The following is a 19748-nucleotide window of genomic DNA, read 5'->3' on the forward strand; positions in this document are numbered from 1 at the left end:
GGAGCGGTGACCACCAGCAGGCTAGAGGCGGACTCGCAGGTACGGGACACGGTACGGGACAACTACCGCCGGTACCTGTCCCGAGGCCGCGCGAAGCTCGGCGACATGTTCGGTGGGCATGTCGAGGTCGGTTCCGAGGGCGCCTGGGTCCACACCTCGGACGGTGGCCGCTTCCTCAACGCCGGTGGCTACGGCGTGTTCCTCCACGGTGCCCGGCACCCGGCCGTGGTCGCCGCGGTCATCGCGCAGATCCAGAGTCACCCGATAGCGACGCGCCTGCTGCTGGAGCCGTCGGTGGGCGACGCCGCGGCGGCGCTCGTCGCGGTGGCGCCACCCGGCCTGACCCGGGTGCACTTCGCGGGCTCCGGCGCGGAGGCCGTGGAGGCGGCCATCAAGTTGGCCCGCGCCCATGGCCGGCGCAGACTCGTCTCGGCCGTGGGCGGCTACCACGGTAAGACCATGGGCGCCCTGTCCGTCACCGGGCAGAATCTCTACCAGCAACCCTTCCGCCCGCTGTTGCCGGACGTCACGCACGTGCCGTACGGCGACGCCGAGGCGTTGGGTGCCGCGCTGGCCGGCGGGCCGCCGGCCTGCGTGATCCTGGAGCCGGTGCAGGGCGAGGGCGGAGTGGTGATTCCCCCGCCCGGTTACCTGCGCGAAGCGTCCCGGCTGTGCCGGCAGCACGGCGCATTCCTGGTGCTCGACGAGATCCTCACCGGCGTCGGCCGGCTCGGTCACTGGTGGGGCGCCGACCGGGAGGACGTCAGACCGGATGTGCTGCTGGCCGGGAAGAGCCTGTCCGGCGGCATCGTGCCGGTCTCCGCCGTGATCGCCACGGCCGACGCGTTCCAGGCATTCGACAAGGACCCGTTCCTGCACACGTCGACATTCTCCGGCGCGCCGATCGCGATGGCGGCCACCCGAGCGGCGATCGCCGCCGTCACGGAGGAAGGGTTGGTCGACCGGGCGGCGAAGCTCGGCGCCGAGCTGTTGAGCCGCCTGCAGGCGGTGGCCGCCCCCTACCCACACCTGGTCCGCGAGGTACGCGGGGTCGGGCTGCTGATCGGCGTGGAGTTCGCCGGCCCGGGGCTGGCCGGCGAGGCGATCCTCGAACTCCTCAGTGCCCGGGTGATCGTGAACCATTCGATGATCGCCAGCACCGTGCTGCGCCTCACCCCGCCCGCGGTGTTGTCCGGCGACGAGGTCGCCCTCCTGGTCGAGGCATTCGACAGCGCGCTGCGCACGCTCGGCCACCGCTATCCGACAGCACACCGGCTGGGGGTCCACTGACATGCGACGGGTCGAGATTCAGGCGTTTCTGCCCAGCGGCGACGGCGGTACGGTCTTCGACCAACTTGTCGACTTCGAACGCTATCCGCATCTGGTCGACGTGGTTAAGACGGTCACCGTGCAGACGCCGACCGACGCGCGGCGGATCGTCAGCTCGTGGGAGGTCCTGTTCCGCAACGGAATCCTCGCCTGGACCGAGGCCGACGAACTGGACCGCGATCGTCTCTCCATCGAGTTCGCCCAGATCGACGGCGACTTCGACGAGTTCTCCGGCGCCTGGACGCTGCGCCAGGCCCCGGACGGCGTGGCGATCACGTTCGTGGCGGGTTTCGACTTCGGCGTGCCCAGCCTCGCCAGCATCATCGACCCGGTCGCCGAGCGGGTGCTCACCGAGACGATCCACCACGTCCTTCGTGGGTTGTTCCCGGCGGTCGACATCCCGGACGGCGTCCTGGTGACCGCGCCGACCGGCGTCAGCGGGAAGGATTGAGCATGGATCAGCAGAACACGTTCGACACGCCGACGATCGCACGACTGCACCGTGCGGAGTACCTCGCAGGGCTTGCGCTGGCCAGCGGACTGTTGCTCGCACACTGGGACGAGGTCCGCTGGCTCCCGGCCATCGGGCTGTTCCTCTACATCGACCTGATCGGCTACATCCCCGGGGCCATCGCCTACCGGCGCAGCCCCGACGGGCAGATTCCGAAGGCGTACTACGTTCTCTACAACAGCATGCACAGCCTGCTCAGCGCCGGGCTGGTGGTGGCGCTGTGGGCATGGTTGGTCGGCCCCGAGTGGGCGCTGTTGGCCGTGCCGATCCACCTGTTCGGTGACCGCTCGCTCTTCGGCAACCAGCTCAAGCCGTTCGGTGTGCCGTTCGAGCCCAAGCGTCTGCCGGCCTTCGATGCGCTGCTGCGCGAGGTCGCAGGCCGCCCGTGGGCGGGGCCGGCCGGGCGAACCGACGACTCGCCATCCGGCGGCCCGACTGCCACTGCCACGGCCACGCCGAGACCCACCTCGGTGGTCTGATGAGCTGGCCGGGCTCCGCGGCGAGCGGTTGGCAGCGCGACGACCCACGAGCCGCCCGACAACCCGCGCTGTCCGGCGACGACGAGGCGACCGTCGCGATCGTCGGTGGCGGGCTGGCGGGGCTGGCGCTGGCGTACCAGCTGACGAACCACCTGCCCGGGAGCGACATCCTGGTCCTGGAGGCCACCGAGGTCGGTTCCGGAGCCAGCGGACACAGCACGGGCATCGTCGGCCCCGGGGTCGGCGGCCCGATCACCACACTGGTCAAGCGGTACGGGCCCGACCGTGCCCGGACCATGTTCGGCGCCACGCTCGACGGGATCGCCGCGCTGCGGCGGCTGGCCCGGGCACTGCCCGACGGCTGCGAGCTGACCGATGGCTTCCAACTGGTGGCCGCGTCGGCACCGGCGCACACCGGCTCGCTTCGGCGGCAGGCGCAGACCCTGCGCGAGCTGGGCTTCGACGCCTCTTATCTGGGCCACGACGGCACGGCCGAACGGCTGGGCACCGCCCGTTACCACGGCGCGTTGTGCTATCCCGACATCGCGCTGATCAACCCCTGGCTGCTGGTCCAGTCACTCAGGGCTGCTCTGCTCACGGCCGGGGTGCGCATCGCCGAGAACACGCCGGTCACCGGCCTCACCGGCGGTGACCCGGTCACCCTGACCGCCGGTGGGCACCGGGTACGCGCCCGGCGGGTGGCCCTGACCACTGACGGCTTCACCACCGGGCTGGGGCTGTTCACCCGGAACGTCGCGGTGATCCGTACCCATGTGCTGCGCACCGCATCGGTGCCGCCGCACCTGCTCGCGGAGAGCGGTTGGGACGGTCGCGGTGCCGCCATCGACAGCCGTTCTTTCTTCAACTACCTACGGTTGACCGCGCGCGGCCAGTTGCTGTTCGGCGGTGGTCCCGCCCTGCTGGAGCCTCGCGTCGACGAGCGCGGCGTGGCTGCGGTGCGGGCCCGGCTGGTACGCGAACTGGCCGCGACCTACCCGGCGCTGGCGGACGTGCCGGTGACCGACTTCTGGTCCGGGGTCACGGCATCCACCTTCGACCGACTGCCCATCGTCGGTCCGGTGCCGGGCCAGGCGGGCGTGTGGTTCGCCGGCGCGTGGTGTGGGCACGGCCTGGCCCTCTCCGCGTTGACGGCCGAGCTGCTCGCTCCCCGGCTGGCCGGGGTTGTCGGTGGCGTGGGCCCGGCGCCGATGCCGGACCTGCCCTGGATGCGCAGCACCGCGAGCCTCATGCCGACGGGCCGGATCGGCAACCTGTTGTTGGCCGGATACCTGCGCGGGCTGGACGCGGTCGACAGGCTCGCCCCTGCCCGCCGGTCGGCACTGTCGACCCCACCCGCCCTCGCGGTTCCCGCCGTGCCGACACCGGTCGCACCGGCGGCCCAAGCGCCGGCGGCCGCGGCGACGGAGCTGCCGACGGCCCCGGCGACCGGGGCGGCGGTGGCCGGGAGCCGCCCGGTGGAGCAGCAGGTCGACATCGTGATCGTCGGCGCCAGGGTGGCCGGCTCGGCGCTGGCGGCCCGGCTCGCCGCGGCCGGCCTGTCGGTGGCGCTCTTCGACCGCGGTGACCTGCCGACACCGACCCTGTCCACGCACATCCTGCACGGCACCGAGGACCTGCGGATCGAGGGCGTGTACGACACCGTCGTCGCGCTCGGCGTACCGCCGCTGCACGACGTGCGGGTCCGACTGGACGACGTGGAGCTGCACTTCCGTCATCCCGACAACCCCGGGTTGTGTCCTCGGCGGGAGGTTCTCGATCAGGTCCTGCTGGACCGGGCGGCCGCCGCCGGCGCCAAGACGTCCACCGGCACCGCCGTGGTCGGTCTGCGGCGCGGTTCCGACGGCACGGTGAGCGGCGTGACCGTGCAGCACGCCGACGGATCGGTCCGGGATGTGTCGGCACAGCTGGTGATCGGCGCGGACGGTCGCAACTCGTCGGTGGCCCGCTGGGTGGGCGCCCGGCAGTACCTCACCACGCGCAGCGAACGGGCCCTGCTCTGGCGGTACTTCACAGGCGTCCGGATCCCGCCGGCACTGCTGTGGCACCGTATCGGGGTGCACATCGTCTCGATCCTGCCGACCGGGCCCGAGGACTTCGTGCTCATCGCGCAACCTCCGGAGCATCTGCAGGGCGAGCTGGCCGGCCGTGACGTGGCCGGGTTCCTGCGCCACGTCGAGTCGGTCAGCCCGGCGGTGGCCGAGCTGGCCGCTGCCGCCCGGCCGGTCGGGAACCTCAACCGCGTCGTGCGCTACCCCTGCTTCTTCCGGCAGCCGTTCGGGCCGGGCTGGGCTCTGGTGGGCGACGCGGGGCACGCCAAGGACGCGACCCTGGGCCACGGGATCAACGACGCGCTGCGCAGCGCCCGCGGACTCGCGGCAGTGCTCACGGCGCACTGGGGACAGCCGGCGGCGCTGTCGTCGGGACTGGCCCGGTGGGCCCGCGACCGGGACAAGAGCGAGCTGGCGAACTACTGGTACGGCCAGGACATCGGCCGGGGCGGTGCGGTCACCGCGATGGAGCGCGCGATCCTCGCCGGAATCCAGCGCGACTCGCGAGCGGTGGGCCGGCTCGACGACGTGATGGGCGACCGGCTCGACGCCGACCGGCTGCTCACCCTGCCCCGGCTGGTGGGTGCCGTCGCCCACCGGGTGACCAGCGGCGAACCCGCCTCGGTCGTCGGACGCGAGGCCGTCGACCTTGTCCAGCTCGCGTGGGCGCGCCGGCGCGCGGCGACTCGCCACGCTCCGTCCGCTCCCTGATGAGGTGGAGGTCGCTGCTGTGGAACCAATGAGTGCCCTGGCCGTCCTGCGTCGGCACGCGCAGCATTCCAGCGCCGCGCTGGCGTTGAACAAGGACACGCGGCACTTCACAGTGCCCGGCCTCGACGGGTTCATCGCGTACCGGCCGGCCGGCCGGCGTCACGCCGTGCAGCTGGGCAGTGTCTACGCGGACCCGGACGACTGTAAGCGGCTGCTCGGCGCTTTCCATGGCTGGGCCCAACAGGAGGGCCGGCGGCTCTGCGCGATACAGCTGACCCCGGACGACATCGACCTGTACGCCGAGTTCGGTTACCGGCTCAGTCAACTCGGCGCCGCGTACTCGATCGACCTGGATGGCTTCCGCCTGAGCGGGCGGAAGTTCGAGAAGGTCCGCAACAAGTTGGCCCGCTCCCGACGCGCCGGAGTCACAGTCGTGGAGGCCGGCCGGGACGTGCCGTACGACGCGCGGCTCGCCGCGAAACTCGACGCGATGGATGCCCGTTGGCTGGCCGACAAGGGTCGGCACGTCAAGCAGATCGAGTTCCTGGTTGGTGAACGCAGCCGCCACGACGATCGGGTGCGGCGGCTGTTCCTTGCGTTGTCCGACGGTGAGCCGGTGGCGTATGTGTCATATTCTCCGGCGTTCGGCCGGGAAGGCGGATGGCTGTACGACATCACCCGCCGCGAGCCCGACGCGCCGCCGGGTGCGGTTGACCTGGCATTCGTCGTCGCGTTGCAGCGCTTCCAGGAGGAGAGCGTGCGGTGGTTGCACCTGGGCCTCACACCCTTCCGGGAGCTGTCGGCCCTGCATCAGCCGGTCTCCGGCAGCCACCGGGGCACCGAGCGCCTGATCAGGTTCATCGCCGAGCACGGGGACTGGATCTACCCGGCCCGCAGCCAGGCCGAGTTCAAGGAGAAGTGGCGGCCGAGGGTGACGCCCGAGTACGTCGGTTTCTACCCGACCGTGTCACTGCGGACCGTGTGGCGGTTGCTGCGGCTGACCCGGGCGGTGTGACAGCTCACTGCCGGACGCGGACCGTCGGGGCGTGGTGAATGTGGCAGGAAAACGCCCTAATTGCCACTTTATGTCGGTTAATGTCCCGATGGTCCAGCTTTGGTGGATCAATCCACTCGCTGAGGCAGGCCAGGCAGTGCCGAAGACCTGCATCCCACCCGGCGGAGAACGCAGATGACCAAGATCATCATCTTGACCGACTACCGCGACACCTTCTACTCCACCGCTCGTACGCAGCACGCCCTGTGCACGATGGACGTTGCCCGCGTAGTCCGGTCGTTCGAGGATGCTGGACTTCGTCCGCAGGTCATGCGATACGCGGATCTGGACCTGAGCGCCGACCTGCACGGCATCCCCGTGCTCTATACCTCGTCGGAGGACCGCGGTCTGCAGTACAAGAGTTGGATCGAAGATCTCGTCCTGGCGATGGAGGCTGCCGGCGCCCGCACCATCCCCAGCTTCCGGTTCCTGCGCGCCCACCACAACAAAGTCATGATGGAAGCCTTGCGGACGCAGTTGTTTCCCAAGGAAGCGGCGCGGCTGCACACCTACAGCTTCGGCACCTACGAGGAACTGGAGGCCGCCGACCTGGTCGGCCCGTGGCCGAAGGTGATAAAGCCGGCCTCCGGTGCCGGGTCAACCGGAGTTGCCAGCGCTGTGAATCGCGGCGAACTGTTGAGAGCCGCTCGCGGGCTCAGCTGGTCGGGGAGCCTGGACGAGGCAGCTCGTGAGTATGGCCGCCGTCTGCTGCGGCGTCGCCGTCACCATCCACGATCTCTCCACCGCCAGAAGTTCGTCGTTCAGGACCTGATACCCGGAATGGCCGGTGACTTCAAGGTGCTACGAATGGGCAGCCGCTACTACACCCTGTACCGCCGCAACCGCCCCGGCGACTTCAGGGCCAGCGGCAGCGGAGACTTCAACTTCCACGACACGGCCGGCGTCGACCAGGAGGCGCTGCTCGACTACGCCGAATACGTGTCCGACAGACTCGCCACCCCTCTCGCATCATTGGACATCGGATTCGACGGCACCGACTTTCACCTGTTCGAGTTTCAGTGCCTGCATTTCGGGACCGTCACGGCCGAGAAGTCGACGCACTACTACGCCCGAAGTCAGGGGACGTGGCAGCGAGTGCCGGAGGATTGCGACATCGAGGCTGTCTTCTGTCAAGCCATCGTCGACTACCTGCGTGCCTGACGCGCCCCCCGGAGATAGAACCGGTCGCTCCGCACCGAAACTGCATAAAGCAGTACTGCGACGTGATCTGCTCTGTACTGGGACCAGTCCGAGGGGGTCAGGCGTGGCGGACCAGAACGAGTACGACGTGGTGGTTCTGGGCGCGGGCCCGGTCGGTCAGACAGTGGCCGACCGGAGCCGAGCCGCAGGCCTCACGGTCGCGTTGGTGGAGCGGGAACTGGTGGGCGGTGAATGCTCCTACTGGGCGTGCATACCGAGCAAGGCGATGCTTCGGCCGGTAGCCGCTCTCGGCGATGCCCAGCGGGTGGACGGCGCCCGGCAGGCGGTGACCGGGCAGTTGGATCCCGCCGGCGTCTTCGGTCGACGCGACCACTACACGACCGACTGGAACGACAGCACCCAGGCAGCGTGGGTCGCCGGCATCGGCGCCGACCTCATTCGCGGGCACGGGCGGCTGGAAGGGCCCCGCCGGGTCGCTGTGGAAACACCTGACAACCAGATCGTGCTGCTGAACGCCCGGCAGGCGGTCGTCCTCTGCACCGGCAGCCGAGCGTTGCTACCGGACATTCCCGGTATCGCCGAGGCTCGGCCCTGGACCAACCGGTCGGCCACCGACAGCCACACGGTGCCGCGTCGCCTGGCCGTGGTCGGCGGCGGAGCCGTCGGCGTGGAGATGGCCACCGCCTGGAGAAGCCTGGGCGCCGACGTCACGTTGATCAGCCGAACCCCGTCGCTGCTGCCGATGATGGAGCCATTCGTCGGCCCGATGGTCGAAAAAGGGCTCAAGGACGCCGGAATAGATGTTCGTAACGGGGTGTCGGTGAGCGAGATGCGTCGACCGGACGACGACGGCCCGGTGACCGTACGCACGGACGACGGCTCGACGGTCACCGCCGACGAGGTTCTGGTCGCCATCGGTCGGCAGCCGCTCAGCGACGACATCGGACTGGAGACTGTCGGTCTGCTTCCTGGCTCATGGCTGGACGTCGACGACTCGTGCACGGTCCGCGAGATCGACGGCAACTGGCTGTACGCGATCGGCGATGTCAACCGCCGCGCGCTGCTCACCCATGAGGGCAAGTACCAGGCCCGCGTCGTCGGCAACGTGATCGCCGCCCGGGCCGCGGACCGCCCGTTGGACACCAACGCGTGGGGGCTGCATCAGGCCACCGCCGACAGGTATGCCGTACCCCAGGTCATTTTCACCGGGCCGGAGGTGGGATCGGTGGGATTGACGGCGGAGCAGGCCGAGCGCTCCGGCCGCCGCATCCGTGTGGTGGACGTCGACATGGCTCGGGTGCCAGGGGCCCTGCTCTGGGCCGACGGATACGAGGGCCAGGCCCGTATGGTCGTCGATCTGGACGGCGAATACCTGCTCGGCGTGACCTTCGTCGGCCCCGGCATCGCCGAACTGTTGCACTCGGCGACGGTGGCGGTCGCCGCCCGGGTCCCGATCGAACGGCTGTGGCACGCGGTTCCCTCGTTCCCGACGATCAGCGAGGTGTGGCTGCGACTGCTCGAGGCTTATCGGGGCTGAGACCTGGGTCGGTGCCAAGCCGGTCAATCCGAAGGGTCAACGGTTTGTCCCGGCCGGGCGGGGTACACCGCCGCGAGTGGCGCGGGGGCTGGGCTCACCCGGTTTGGCCACCGAAGGTGCTTCGGAGGGGCCGATGTCGGGTGCATCAGCGCGGTCAAGCGGGCCGCCGATGTCCGATGACGTGGTGGAGCTGCGGGTGCACGGGGCCGCCAGTGCAAGCGCAGCTCAGGTCCTGAACGTGGCAGAGGTCGAGCAGGTAGCCGGCGACCGCAGCGGGGGCTTCTACCGACCCCGCCGCCAGTGTTCGTGCGGCAGCGGCGAACGGGTGACGCTGGAGGCGTACCGCTGGGGTGACCTGCCCTCCGGAACCGTGGTCCGAACACTGTCGCTGGTGTTCCTGCTGCCGTTCATGCTGGCCAACCTGGCGATCTGGATGCGACCGGCGAACCGTGGCTCCGATGCCACGGTCAGATCCCTGTGCCGGCTGCTGGCGCTCACTCTCACCGCGCTGTACGTGCTGGCCTTCGCCGGCGTCACGCTGGACCTGGTCGCGTGGAAATGCATGGGCTCGTCACACTGCGTGGCCGGGCGCATCTGGTTGTCCTGGTTGGGTGGGCAACCGGTGGGCCTGCGCCTGGCGGTGCTCGCGGTGGTTCCGGCCGCCGCCATCGGCCTGCTCTGGCGGGCCAGTGCGCGACCAGGGAAGGTGTTCGACGCGTTCCGCGCTCCGGCGGACGAGGTCTCCGGGCATCGACTCAGCGAGATTGGTCAGTGGGACGCCGGGCCACTTGTGGGTCGGCTGCGCTCCATTCACGTCGCGGCGGCGTTCGCGACACTGGACGTCGTCCTGCTCGCCGCCCGAGCCGCGACCGGCGCCTCGGCCAGCACGATCGCGCTGGCCGTGATCACCGGGACGGTCCTGGCCACCTGCGTGGTCCTGCTCTGCCTGCCCCCGGTGATCGACCGGGCCGCCCTGGATCAGCGACTGGACCGAATCACCCGCACGGTGCGGACGGTCGCCGTCGTCCTGACCATCGTGGTGACGGCCCACGTTTTGGCCAGCCCAGCGCCCTGGCACGAGGGGAGCGGCCTACCCGGTTACGGCGCAATCCTCACCTCGCTGTTCGTTGCCCAGACGACCCTGCTGATCGCCCTCGGAGCTGTGCTGTTCTGGGCCCGGCACCGGCGGCGGGGTGCCGTCCCACTGCTCGGGCTGGGCGCGTTGGTGATCGCGGCCAGCGCGGTCAGTCTGGCGGTGGCGGTGTCCGCCGAGTTGGTCTACCGGGTGGCGGATCTCCTGGACCGTGACGCACCGACCGGAGAGGGCCTGGCCTCCGGTCTGCCGCCGGCGCTGACCTGGGCGATCTTCGGCTTCTTCCGGGCGGTGCTGTTCACGCTGGTGGTGGCGGTTCCGGTCATCCTGATCTCTCGACGCCGCCGTCGCCGTGCTGCGGCGGCGGTTGTGGCGTGCGACTACCCGGATCGCCCGCCCGGAGCAGCGATCCGACTGCGGCAGGTGCGCGACGCGATAGCCAGGGCTCGCTTCACGGAAAGACTCATCCCCTTGGCAGTGGTCTACGCCTGCTTGGCCGGGATCGGCACGGCCACCACCACCGTTGGTCTGCTGGATCTGCTCCCGAGCGAGTCCGTGCAGCGGTACGCACGGCTGCCCGGTGACCTGATCACCTTCTCCATCGCGTTCGGGAGTTGGGGGATCGCCGCGATCATCCTCGGCCTGGCCGTCGGCGGAATCTTCGCCTACCGGACAGTCGAATTCAGGCGCCATGTTGGCGTGCTGTGGGACCTGGGCACGTTCTGGCCCCGGGCCGCCCACCCGTTCGCCCCACCCTGCTACGCCGAACGAGCCGTGCCGGAGCTGACCCGACGGATCACGTACCTGGTCGGACGCGGCAACCCCGTGCTGCTCACCGCCCACAGCCACGGTTCGGTTCTGGCCGCCGCGACAGTGCTCCAGTTACCACCCCAGGTCAGCAGCCGAGTCGCTCTCATAACCCATGGGTCACCACTCCGCCGACTCTACGCGCGACTGTTCCCCGCCTTCGTCGACGACGAGGTGCTGCACGAGATCGGCGCTCGAGTCGGGTGGCGGTGGGTGAACCTGTGGCGCGACACCGATTCGATAGGCGGCTGGATATTCTCCGCCCACCGCACCTTCGGGCCGGTCACCGTCGGCCGGCCGGCGGCAACTGTGGACCGCCGGCTACGAGATCCCGCCGACGTGGTGGCGCCACCTGGCGACAGCGTGCCGCCACCGATCCAGGGACACCGGCCCTGCGGATCGGACCAGCGGTACGCCGAAACGGCCCGCGAGTTGATCGAGCGCCTTCGCCAGCCGACGGACTCGGGACCGCCTCCGGGCGACCCGTCGACCGGGCGATGACACGGCTCACAGGGTGGCGAATCCACTCCGCCAGGAGGGATAGCTCGGGATCCAGCCGAGTTGCGTGCGGGCGTGGTGGTTGCTCGCTCCCCGCGCCCAGCCATGGCGCTCGCCCTCGGTCACCGGCGGCGCCGCGACTCCGGCCGCCGCGCAGAACGCGGGCACCCACTGCGACGCGGCGGCGGGCTCGTCGTCGCAGACGTTGACGACGCCGGCAGGCCACTCCAGAGCGGCGACCGCCGCGGCGACGGCGTCGTCGATATGCAGCAGGCTACTCACGTCCGCGTCGGCGGCGACCCTGCCGGCGGTGGCGAACTGGGCCATCATGCCGTCGCGGGCGTACCAGGTGTCCGGGCCGTAGAGGGTGCCGTACCTCAGCACGACCCACTCGGGTGCCTCCTGAACGGCGGATTCGAGCGCGGCGACGCCGCCCACAGTGGTCTGCCGCGGCTCCGCGGCGCCGAGGTCGAGCGGGACCTCCTCGGTCGCGGGTTCGTCGCCCGGCTCGTACGCCCAGGCGATGCTCTGTGCCACGATCCGGCGTACCCCGGCGGCGAGCGCCGCGTCGACCAGGTTGCGGGTCCCGGTCCGACGCAGCCGCGAATTGGCGGCGAAGTCGCCAGTGCTCAGGTTGGTCAGCTGGTGCATCACCACGTCGGGCCGGGCGTCGCGCACGGCGGCTGCCACGGCGTCGCGGTCGAGCACGTCGACGGCGACCGGGCCGTTGCGGGCCAACCCGATGACCTCATGCCCCTGGGCGGTCAGGAGCGGCTCGAGCCGGCGGCCAATGACGCCTGTCGAACCGGCGAGAACGATACGCATGACTGTGCTTCTCCGTCAGTTCGGCCGGGGTGAGCGGCGGTCCCTACGCTGTTCGAGCTCCTCGGGGCTCACCAGCACCAGCATTTCCCGGTCGGGCGCGCACACCATGACGACCAGGAATGTGGTCACCCGATCGGGCAGGTTGTTGGCGGACCGGTAGTGGATCACGTCGCCGCCGGGCTCCCAGAACGCCTCACCGGCCTTGATCACCCGTTCGGGCTCACCCTCCAGCTCGAAGATCATCTCGCCTTCGAGCAGGTAGCCGAAGACCGGGCCGGAGTGCCGGTGCGGCGGCGTGCCCGGGTCGCCCGGTGGCAGTTCGATAGTCGCTGTCATCACGTGCGAGCCCTCCGGCAACTCCGGCGGCATGGCCGTGCCCAGCAGCACGATCTCGTTGTTTCCGATCTTCATGGTCTGCATGAATCGAACGTATCCCCGACCGGACCAACGGGATGGACCAGTTGGCGTCCGGCCCGATGGACCAGTTGGCAGAGCCCGGACAGTGCCTCCTGCCAGGCATGAGCCGGTGGCGCCGCGTACCCGAGGACCAGGGCCGCCGCCTGCCGCTCGTCGACCGGATCGTGCCAGTAGCCGTTGCCGTGCAGGCCGATCAGGCGCAGCCCCTGGCCCCGCCCGGCCTGGATCAACAGGCGCTCCTCCGCCACGGACGCCAACGGCAGCAGCGCGTGCATACCGGCCGCGATGCCCTCCAGTGGGGTCGCCGTCACCTCGGCCAGGCGGTCGGCCAGCTCGGTCCGGCGGCGCCGGTAGGTCAGGCGCATGCGGCGGATGTGCCTGTCGTAGTCGCCGTGGGTGAGCAGGTCGGCCATGGCGAGCTGGTCGATCGCGGAGACTGCCGCGCCGGCCTCCATGATCGTCGTGGTCAGGTCGCGACGCAGTGCCTCGGGTACGACGAACCAGCCCAGGCGTACGCCCGGCGCCAGCGACTTGCTCGTGCTGCCGGCGTACACGATCCGCTCTGGCGCCAGCGCCTGCATCGCGCCCACCGGCCGCTGGTCGTAGCGGAACTCGCCGTCGTAGTCGTCCTCGATCAGGAACGCGTGCTGCTCCCGTGCCCAGGCGATGAACCGGTAGCGGTGGCCCGGGGCGAGAACCACTCCGGTCGGATGCTGGTGTGCCGGAGTGAGCAGCGCGGCCTGACCCGCCGCGTCGTCCGGGTTGGCCCCGCCCGCACCGACCCTGAGCGGGGTGACCGCCAGGCCCGCGGCACGCAGCACCACCCGGTGCCGGGCCAAGCCGGGGTTCTCGGTGGCGATGGCACGTACGCCGCGCCGGTGCAGCGTACGCGCCAGAAGGGAGAGCCCCTGGGTGAAGCCCGCCGTGATCACCACCGCGTCCGGGTCGCAGCGAACTCCACGAGTGCGCGCGAGATAACCGGCCACCGCTGTCCGCAACCCGGGCAGCCCCGTCGGCTCGGGATAATCCAACGTGCCACGCGAAGCCGTTGCCAGCGCCCGACGGACACTGTCGGCCCAAAGGGTTCGGGGGAACGAACCGAGGTCGGGAATCCCCGGCCGCAATTCGATCACCGGCCCGGCCGGGAGCGACGGCCGCGGTTGCCTGCGCGAGCCGGGCGGATCGTGGAGCACGTCCGCGACCCTGGTGCCCGAGCCGGGTGCCGCCACCAGCCACCCCTCGGCCACCAGCTGCGCGTACGCCTGCACCACAGTGCCCCGGGCCAAGCCCAGGTCGGCGGCCAGGCTCCGGCTGCCAGGTAGGCGCGACCCGGCCCGCAGCCGGCCGGTCCGAATGCTCTCCCGCAACGCGCTCTCCAGCGAGCGACCCGGGAAACCCGCACTCCGGTCGAGCTCCAGATGCAGGTCGAGCGACTTCGTCACTCAACAACGATCCCATCCGTGCGAGCAGCGCCGGCAGGTTCGGCGGTCACGCAGGGCAATATGAGCAGTTAACGCCCCATTGCGAAGTCTCGGAGAGGCAGAAACAACAGTGACAACACAGATCCCCGCCACACCGCAGACGGACTCGACGGACGGACGGGGCACCGCACTGACCGCGCTGATCCGGATCGCCCTGGCCGTGCTCTTCCTCGACGAACTCGTTGTCGGGTTCTGGAACCAGGTCTTCCCCGTGAGCTTCTACAACAACTTTCCGACAGTCACCTCGCGCCGCATTCACCATCCCTGCGGCGGCGGCATTCTCCACCTTCGCCATACCCCACTTCTTCTTCCACCTGACCCACCTCCATCACGCCAGCCCCGGCGAGGCGGTGTTCCTCACGACCGCCAACGCTGTCGTCGCACTGCTCGGCCTCCTCGTCATCGCGCTGACGCTCATCCGAGACTCCAGACGCCGTCGCCAGGGCGGCGCCGCCAACGGATGACCGGCGGGCAGCAGAGCCGTGCAGTCGTGGTGGCCAGTCGGACCACCGCCGCGACCACGAGGCACCTCGTGTGGGCCTCGTGCGGCCGATCCGGGCCGTTCGGCGGTCGCGGGGCTCGCCTAGACTCCGGCGGGTGATCGTGCGGAGGGCCGGCGAGGCAGACGTGGCGATGCTCGCGGAGCTACGCGGCGCTGACGGGGACAAGCTCAGCGCGTACGCCGACTGGGTGGCCGCCCACGCGGAGACGCACCTGCCGTTCGTCGCGGAGGTGGACGGGCGCGTGGTCGGCGCGGCCTGGCTCCACGTCGCGCAGCGGGTGCCCAGTAGCGAGTCGCTGGACCGGTGGTACGGCGACATCCAGTCGGTCAAGGTCCGTGAGGAGTACCGCAACCGCGGTATCGGCGGCGCGCTGATGGCCGCGATCCTGGCCGAGGCCCGCGTGCGGGGGCTGCTGCACGTGACCGTCCACTCCGGCCGCCGCGCGGTCGACTTCTATCTGCGCAACGGCTTCAGACACCACCGCCAGATCCTGCTCTGGGAGCCGACCGCCTCCTGACAATTGGCGGCGACGGCTCGGGCTGCGTCTGGTGGCCGACCGCGGCGCTACCGCTTGGGATGGAGCCCGCCAGCGATGCGGTCCACGGCCTGCTTCGCCTCCAGCAGGCTCGCGCCAGTCTGCTTGCGGTAGGCGCGAACAGCCTCAATCGTCCGTCCGCTCTCCAGGTGCCGGACTACTTCTGGTTCCACCGGCACGGCGATGCCCAGGTGATCCATCACCAGATCGAGCTTCCGCTGGACGGCCGCGAGCTGGGTCGCCGAGCGACGCTTGTCCTGCAACCAGGCTCCGACTGCAACCCCGGTCGAGCCGATCGTGGCGATGACGAGCAGTGTTGCTTCCCACGGATCCACCAGCACATCTAATCAGCGGTGCGCAACCAAGGCACCCCTGGACGACATCCGGGGCGGCCTATTCCGATGCTGGTCGACGGCGGATGACCAGCAGGGCGATGTCGTCGTTGGGGTGCTGCTCCGCGGTGGTGGCCATGATGTGGTCACACAACGCCTCGGCTGGCCCGGACCGCACGGCGTTGGCGAGGCGTTCGATCCCGGTGTCGATCAGTTCGCTGCGGCGTTCGACCAGTCCGTCGGTGTAGAAGACGAGCGCCGCACCCGGCGGTAGGTCCAGGACGGTGGTGCGGCGAGTGGCCAGTGGTCGGCCCACACCGAGTGGCCGGTCCACCGTCAGGTTGACGAGCTGGGTGGGGTGGCCGGGGACAGCCAGCAGCGGTGGCAGATGGCCGGCGGAGGAGAGGTACACCGTCCTGCGGTCAGGTGCGATGAGGGCGTAGACGGCGGTGGTGAGGGTGCCCGCTTCGAAGTGGTGGATCTTGCGGTCGAGGGAGGTCAGCGCCTGGGCGGGATCGTCGGAATCGAGGGCGTAGGCGCGTAGCGCGCTGCGGATGCGTCCCATGACGACGGCGGACGGCAGCCCGTGGCCGGAGACATCGCCGATGACGGCGCCGAGCCAGCCCGAGGGCAACGTGAACACGTCGTACCAGTCGCCGCCGATGCCCAGGTCGTGGCCGGGTATGTACCGGGCGGCCAGGTCAAGGCCGGGGATGTCGGGTAGCCGGCCCGGTAGCAGGCTGCGTTGCAGGGCCAGCGCTGCCTGGCGGTCGAGGACCTGCGCTCGGGCCTGGCCTGCGAGGCTGGCACGATCGGCGACGAGCTGCAGCAGCTGCACGTCGTCGGGACCGAACCGCCGCAGGGCCAGGGAGCCGACGTGTAGTACGCCGACGAGGTTGCCGTTGACGAGCATGGGCACGCCCAGCAGGGCACGTATGCCCGTGGCGATCAAGATGGGATTGACGACGTCGTCGGGCGTGACGTTGTGGATCGTGACCGGCGCGCGTGTCGCCGCCACCCGCCCGGCGAACCCGCGTCCGATCCGGATGCGGAAACCGCGGCGTACCTCCTCCTCCAGGCCCTTGGCCGCGGTCGCGACGAGCTCGCCGGTGTGTTCGTCCAGCAGCAGGATGGTGGCGGTATCGACCTTGAGCAGGTCCCGGACACGTTCCAGTAGCTCGTCGAGCAACTCGGCGATGTTCAGCCCCGACAGGGCGGCATCGGTGATCGCCCCGATACGACGCAGCCGCTCCTCGTTCGTCACCAGCTCGGCATCGGCCACGCAGGAAGCCTAGACGCCGGCATGCCGCCGACTGCCTGTCAGCAACGAGATCAACAGTGTCGCGCCCCCCACGTGGGGGGAGGAATGGTGAGGTTTCTGGGTGATGGGGGCGGGCTCGGCGTGGTGCCGAGCCCGCCCCGTTTGCGGTCTGGCCTGTGGTTATCGTGCGAGGGCGGCGAGCCGGAACTGCTGGTTGGTTTGTCCGTGGCAGTCGTAGAGCTGGATCTGGGCTCCGTTGGCGGTGCTCCAGGCGTCGAGGCATCGTCCGGACTGGACGTTGCTGATGGTGCCGTTGGAGTTGACGTTCCACTGTTGGTTGGTCTGGCTGTGGCAGCTGTAGATCTGGACTGCGGCGCCGTTGCCGGTCCCGGCGGCGTCGAGGCACATGTTCCCGTACACCTGTAGCTGTTTGTTCGAGGTGTAGGTCCATGCCTGGTTGGTCTGCTTGTTGCAGTCGTAGAGCTGGACGCGGGTGCCGTTGTTGCGTGAGGCGTTGGGTACGTCGATGCACCGGCTCGACTGGGTGCCGACGATCTCGCTGGCGGAGCCGGGCGGGAGGGTCGGGGTGGGGGGGGGGGTCGGTGGGTCGGTGGGGGGTGGCGTCGAGGTGGGCGGCGTCGTGCGGTCCAGGCCGAAGAACTGGATGGCGACGCGCGCCATGCCGCTGGACGGCAGGCTGTGCCCTGCGCCCTGGATGGCGTACGCCTCGACCTGGGTGCCGAAGCGGCGGCGGTTCCAGTTGGGCTGCGGGGTGTCGGTGGACGTCGGGGTCTGGCTCAGCCCGTGCACGTTGGTCCACTGCTCGACCGACTCCTGCAGTAGCGAGTAGGGCACGAGGGTGTCGTTGGTGCCGTGCCAGAGCTGGATCGGCGGGCGCGGGCCGGTGTAGCCGGGGTACGCCGCTCGGACCATGTCGCCCCATTGCTGTGGGGTCCGGTTCATGCTGCCGTTGGTGCACGATCCGCCGGGTGGGTAGGCGGCCGCGTTCGCGAAGCAGTTGAAGGGCACGCCCATGAACGACGCGCCCGCTTTGAACAGGTCGGGGTAGACCGCGAGCATGTGCTGGGTCATCATTCCGCCAGAGGAACTGCCGGTGGCGTAGACCCGGTTGATGTCACCGGCGTGCTGCTGCCGGGCGTAGTTGACCATCGATTCGATGGAGACCGGGTCGCTGCCACCACCACGGCGTTTGGACGCGTCCGACCAGGTGTCGAAGCACTTGCCGAATCCAGCCTCCTGCATGGCGCTCGGGTAGATGACGATGAAGCCGTACTGGTTCGCCAGCGAGGCGAACTCGCTGCCCGAGTAGAAGCCCGGGCCGGAGCCGCCGCAGCCGTGCATGGCGACCACGATGGCCGGGTTGGCCGGACGGACGTCGGGCACATAGATGTGCATCCGCATCCCGCCTGGGTTGCTGCCGAAGTTGGTCACCTCGGTCAACGAGGCCGCAGAGGCCGGTCTCGTCAGACCGGGTATCACCAGTGCCAGGCCAGCCGCCGCGAGGAACACGGCGAAGCCGACCAGCAGCCGTCGATGAGGTTTCACGCGCTTCACTCCCTTGACGCTTGATTGGACACGGTGAGTCGTGCCAGCCGGGTCACCGGAGGCGGCACATCACCGTGGTTGGACGCGACGCGCCGGGCCGGCCTCACCGTCAACCTGTCCTTGGTGAAGTCGGCCGAGGCAGGTTCATGCCGGTCGGCTCGCCAGGTGACCTCCGCCCGGGGAGGTCGATCAGCTGCCCGCTGGCTTTGCTAGCTCCCACAACGCCAGACGCATTACAAAAATTGTCTCCCTGGTCGGCGAAACTGTCAATCGACGTATCGGCATGGATGCGGCGGGGTGAGCGGAAATCAGTTCCGGATGACGGGGTGCGGACGAACCTGGCCGGGCACCTGCCACAATCGGATCTACTAAGTGGTCTTCCCCGATCTGCGCCGGAGCGTCGTGTGGTCAGCCCGTTCAACATCGACGAGATCTTCCCGGACAGCGCAGACGGCTCCACCCAACTGCCCCGTAGACAGTCAGGCAGCTCGCCCCAAGGCTTGGCCGTGACGCTGCTGGCCGACTACACAATTCAAGGCCGCACCTGGCTACCCTCCGCGGCTCTCGTGGCGCTGCTCGCCGAATCGGGCGTCAACACGGCCGGGGCGCGGACCGCCATCAGCCGCCTGGCGCGCCGCGGAGTGCTTGAGATCAGCCGGCAGGGACGGCACAGCTTCTACCGCTTGACCCAGCCCGCCGCCGACAACCTCGCACGGGGTGCACGTCGGATCGCAGCCTTCGTCGGGCAGGCCGAGTCGTGGGACGGCTGGTGGACGCTGGTCGCCTTCTCGCTACCGCAGGAGGCAAGCGCCGAGCGACGCGCCCTCCGCGGACAGCTTCGATGGCTCGGGTACGCGCCCCTGTACGACGGACTGTGGCTATCACCGCACAATCTCGGCCGCACGCCCAGAGCTAAGCTCTCCGCGATCGCGCTCGGCGCCACGACGGTGTTCCGCGCACGGCACGTGGAGATCGAGGCGGTCACCAATCGGGTACCGATCGACGCCTGGGACACCGCCGCGGTCGTTCGCCAGTACGACTCCTTCATCCGACGCTGGGATGCCCTGTTGCCGGGTGTCCAGTCGGGAGACGTCACGGCGGTGGCGGCGGTACGGGCGCGTACCGAGGTGATGGATGCCTACCGGCGCTTCCCCATTGTGGATCCGCTGCTGCCGATCGAGCTGATGCCCGCGGGATGGCCCAGGAGGGACGCGCGAGCGGTGTTCGTCGCGGTGTACGACGGGCTCGCCGACCCCGCAGAGGAGCACGTGCGGGCCGTAGCTCACCGGTACGCCACCGGACCGCAACCCGACATCCGGGCACACCGCGTCGACCAGCTTGGCGACCTCTGGGCCGATTGCGGCAACCCCCACCGTGCTGCCGCGTTGGAGGAGATGAATCAATAGGTGATGGGGGCGGGCTCGGCGTGGTGCCGAGCCCGCCCCGTTTGCAGTCTGGCCTGTGGTTATCGTGCGAGGGCGGCGAGCCGGAACTGCTGGTTGGTTTGTCCGTGGCAGTCGTAGAGCTGGATCTGGGCTCCGTTGGCGGTGCTCCAGGCGTCGAGGCATCGTCCGGACTG

At 69.8% G+C, this 19748-nt stretch carries 17 protein-coding genes; 10 read left to right on the plus strand and 7 right to left on the minus strand.

What is annotated here, in order from left to right:
• Nucleotides 1-6: 6 nt before the first annotated feature.
• The 8 genes from KBX71_RS20645 (at nt 7) to KBX71_RS20680 (ending at nt 11252) form a co-directional block, all read left to right on the plus strand.
• Nucleotides 7-1290 (plus strand): aminotransferase class III-fold pyridoxal phosphate-dependent enzyme, encoded by a 1284-nt coding sequence (locus KBX71_RS20645; RefSeq protein WP_307847204.1) that lies wholly within the window; start codon nt 7-9, stop codon nt 1288-1290.
• Nucleotide 1291: 1 nt separating this feature from the next.
• Nucleotides 1292-1780 (plus strand): SRPBCC family protein, encoded by a 489-nt coding sequence (locus tag KBX71_RS20650; RefSeq protein WP_210819642.1) that lies wholly within the window; start codon nt 1292-1294, stop codon nt 1778-1780.
• A 2-nt stretch (nt 1781-1782) separates the two neighbouring features.
• Complete coding sequence (locus KBX71_RS20655) at nt 1783-2319, plus strand: hypothetical protein (RefSeq protein ID WP_210819643.1); 537 nt, start codon at nt 1783-1785, stop codon at nt 2317-2319.
• On the plus strand, nt 2319-5099 hold the full coding sequence (locus KBX71_RS20660; protein WP_210819644.1) for an FAD-dependent oxidoreductase: 2781 nt from the start codon (nt 2319-2321) through the stop codon (nt 5097-5099). The genes KBX71_RS20655 and KBX71_RS20660 overlap by 1 nt, the downstream gene beginning before the upstream one ends.
• A gap of 28 nt (nt 5100-5127) precedes the next feature.
• Nucleotides 5128-6114 carry a bifunctional lysylphosphatidylglycerol flippase/synthetase MprF gene (locus KBX71_RS20665; protein ID WP_247683838.1) on the plus strand — a complete coding sequence of 329 codons (987 nt, stop codon included), beginning with the start codon at nt 5128-5130 and terminating at the stop codon, nt 6112-6114.
• 174 nt (nt 6115-6288) lie between these two features.
• Nucleotides 6289-7314, plus strand: coding sequence for a hypothetical protein (locus KBX71_RS20670; RefSeq protein WP_210819646.1), 1026 nt, complete (start codon nt 6289-6291; stop codon nt 7312-7314).
• 103 nt (nt 7315-7417) lie between these two features.
• Nucleotides 7418-8851 (plus strand): NAD(P)/FAD-dependent oxidoreductase, encoded by a 1434-nt coding sequence (locus tag KBX71_RS20675; RefSeq protein WP_210819647.1) that lies wholly within the window; start codon nt 7418-7420, stop codon nt 8849-8851.
• A 169-nt stretch (nt 8852-9020) separates the two neighbouring features.
• Nucleotides 9021-11252 carry a hypothetical protein gene (locus tag KBX71_RS20680; RefSeq protein WP_210819648.1) on the plus strand — a complete coding sequence of 744 codons (2232 nt, stop codon included), beginning with the start codon at nt 9021-9023 and terminating at the stop codon, nt 11250-11252.
• A 6-nt stretch (nt 11253-11258) separates the two neighbouring features.
• On the opposite strand, the gene KBX71_RS20685 is transcribed toward KBX71_RS20680, so the two are convergent.
• From KBX71_RS20685 to KBX71_RS20695, 3 genes are read right to left on the minus strand one after another with little or no spacing between them, the layout of a single operon-like run.
• Complete coding sequence (locus KBX71_RS20685; RefSeq protein WP_210819649.1) at nt 11259-12074, minus strand: NAD(P)-dependent oxidoreductase; 816 nt, start codon at nt 12072-12074, stop codon at nt 11259-11261.
• Between the two features lie 15 nt (nt 12075-12089).
• On the minus strand, nt 12090-12494 hold the full coding sequence (locus KBX71_RS20690) for a cupin domain-containing protein (protein WP_210819650.1): 405 nt from the start codon (nt 12492-12494) through the stop codon (nt 12090-12092).
• Entirely contained in the window at nt 12482-13933 is a 1452-nt protein-coding gene (locus KBX71_RS20695; RefSeq protein WP_210819651.1) for a PLP-dependent aminotransferase family protein, read from the minus strand. The genes KBX71_RS20690 and KBX71_RS20695 overlap by 13 nt, the downstream gene beginning before the upstream one ends.
• Nucleotides 13934-14569: 636 nt before the next feature.
• Between KBX71_RS20695 and KBX71_RS20700 the strand changes: the two genes are divergently transcribed.
• Nucleotides 14570-14992 carry a GNAT family N-acetyltransferase gene (locus KBX71_RS20700; RefSeq protein ID WP_307847206.1) on the plus strand — a complete coding sequence of 141 codons (423 nt, stop codon included), beginning with the start codon at nt 14570-14572 and terminating at the stop codon, nt 14990-14992.
• Between the two features lie 47 nt (nt 14993-15039).
• Here the strand turns inward: KBX71_RS20700 and KBX71_RS20705 are convergent, their stop codons facing one another.
• The 3 genes from KBX71_RS20705 to KBX71_RS20715 all read right to left on the minus strand — a co-directional run bounded on the left by KBX71_RS20705 (nt 15040) and on the right by KBX71_RS20715 (nt 18169).
• Nucleotides 15040-15345, minus strand: coding sequence for a hypothetical protein (locus KBX71_RS20705; protein ID WP_210819652.1), 306 nt, complete (start codon nt 15343-15345; stop codon nt 15040-15042).
• Between the two features lie 58 nt (nt 15346-15403).
• Nucleotides 15404-16624 carry a PP2C family protein-serine/threonine phosphatase gene (locus KBX71_RS20710; RefSeq protein ID WP_210819653.1) on the minus strand — a complete coding sequence of 407 codons (1221 nt, stop codon included), beginning with the start codon at nt 16622-16624 and terminating at the stop codon, nt 15404-15406.
• A 159-nt stretch (nt 16625-16783) separates the two neighbouring features.
• A complete protein-coding gene (locus tag KBX71_RS20715) occupies nt 16784-18169 on the minus strand; it encodes a PHB depolymerase family esterase (protein ID WP_307847207.1) in 1386 nt (461 codons plus the stop codon).
• A 326-nt stretch (nt 18170-18495) separates the two neighbouring features.
• Between KBX71_RS20715 and KBX71_RS20720 the strand changes: the two genes are divergently transcribed.
• Entirely contained in the window at nt 18496-19575 is a 1080-nt protein-coding gene (locus KBX71_RS20720) for a PaaX family transcriptional regulator C-terminal domain-containing protein (RefSeq protein ID WP_307847208.1), read from the plus strand.
• Nucleotides 19576-19634: 59 nt separating this feature from the next.
• On the opposite strand, the gene KBX71_RS34850 is transcribed toward KBX71_RS20720, so the two are convergent.
• Entirely contained in the window at nt 19635-19700 is a 66-nt protein-coding gene (locus KBX71_RS34850) for a hypothetical protein (RefSeq protein ID WP_374102620.1), read from the minus strand.
• Nucleotides 19701-19748 lie beyond the last annotated feature (48 nt).

The sequence above is a fragment of the Micromonospora sp. D93 genome (assembly GCF_018070365.1).
Classification (GTDB): Bacteria; Actinomycetota; Actinomycetes; order Mycobacteriales; family Micromonosporaceae; genus Micromonospora; species Micromonospora ureilytica.